Genomic DNA, 1,268 nt, shown 5'->3' with positions numbered 1-1,268 from the left:
TGTTCAGACCGGGGACATGGGTGACACCTGTTCGGGGACATCCGTGACAGGTTGAGATTGACCGCCTTTGGTCCGCAGGTCGATGGCTGCGATCCGCAGGGTTCGGAAGACGACGTCGTAGAGTCCGTCGGTCGGGGTGGGTCTGATGGCGACGATCTTTCCACCGAAGGCCTTCGGGATGCGCCAGGTGCGGCCTTTGAAGCTGATGCGGCTATCGTTTGGAGGGACGCGTCGCGGTTGGTCATCGGGGCCGTATTCGAAGGGCTCCACGGCGGATCGATAGGATCTTGGGCTGGTGGTGTAGCGATCGATCGGAGGCCGTAGGCCGAGCGCCTCGTGGGGCCGCTCGGTGTTGTAGACGCCGCGCCAGCGATCGAGGCTCCGGGCGGCGTGGTCGAGGTCGGCGAAGGGCGGACCAGCCATGGCCTCGGCCTTGAGGGTACGGTGGAAGCGCTCGTCCTTGCCTTGGGTCTGCGGGTGATATGGCCGCGAGTGGCCGATACCGATATCCTGCTCGATCAGCCAGACGCCGAGGGGGGTGAAGGGCTCGCCCGGCCCGTTTCCCCAGGGCGAACCGTTGTCCATGTTCATGCGCCAGGGTAGGCCATAGCGCTCGAAGGCCTCGGTCAGATGGCCTTGCACGGTCTTGGTCTTCTCGTTGCCGCAGGCCGCCAGGACCACACAGAAGCGCGAGTGATCATCAAGCACCGTCAGCGGATGCAACCGGCCCGAGCGCATGGCGACGTGGCCCTTGAAGTCCATCTGCCACAGGTCATTGGGCGCAGCATGTTCGAAGCGGATGAAGTCGGTCTCGCCGCCGCCGAACGCGCCCAGCTCGACGCCGTGGCGGCGCAGGATCTGGGTGATCGTTGAAGGCGCCGGCGCAGCCAGGCCTTGGCGTTTCAGCACCGCGGCGATCTTTCGTCCGCCCCAGGCTGGATGCGCGGCCCGTACCGCCAGCACTGCGGCCTCCGTCGTCTCGCCTGTCTGCCGGGGCGAGGTCAGAGGCCGGCGCGAGCGCTCATCAAGACCCGACCGCCCCTCTGCCTGGAAGCGGCTCAGCAGCCTGTAAGCCAGCGTCGAGCTCACCCCGAACCGACGACAGAGCTCCCGTCTGTTCGCCCCCTCCGCAAGCGCCAGACGAACAAACTCCTGCTTGCGATCCATCGCCGAGACTCCCGTGAATGGCATCTCCCGACCTCCCTGCGAGGCCAAAAGGTGTCACGGATGTCCCCGAACGCCTGTCACGGATGTCTCCAGTCTGAACA

The 1,268-nt window shown here is 65.9% G+C and carries 1 protein-coding gene; it reads right to left on the bottom strand.

Annotated elements, in window-relative coordinates; genetic code table 11:
* Nucleotides 1-3: 3 nt before the first annotated feature.
* Nucleotides 4-1,191, bottom strand: a complete 1,188-nt coding sequence (locus JKL49_RS20920) for an IS481 family transposase (RefSeq protein ID WP_215343390.1) — start codon at nucleotides 1,189-1,191, stop codon at nucleotides 4-6.
* Nucleotides 1,192-1,268: the final 77 nt, after the last annotated feature.

This window comes from Phenylobacterium glaciei (genome assembly GCF_016772415.1).
In the GTDB taxonomy this organism is placed as follows: Bacteria; Pseudomonadota; Alphaproteobacteria; order Caulobacterales; family Caulobacteraceae; genus Phenylobacterium; species Phenylobacterium glaciei.
The sequence above is the reverse complement of the archived record's forward strand: the minus strand, read 5'-3'. Positions and strand labels throughout refer to the sequence as shown.

Coding starts and splice junctions, on each gene's coding strand:
- JKL49_RS20920 (WP_215343390.1), bottom strand. CDS start 1,191: ATGCCATTCACGGGAGTCTCGGCGATGGATCGCAAGCAGGAGTTTGTT.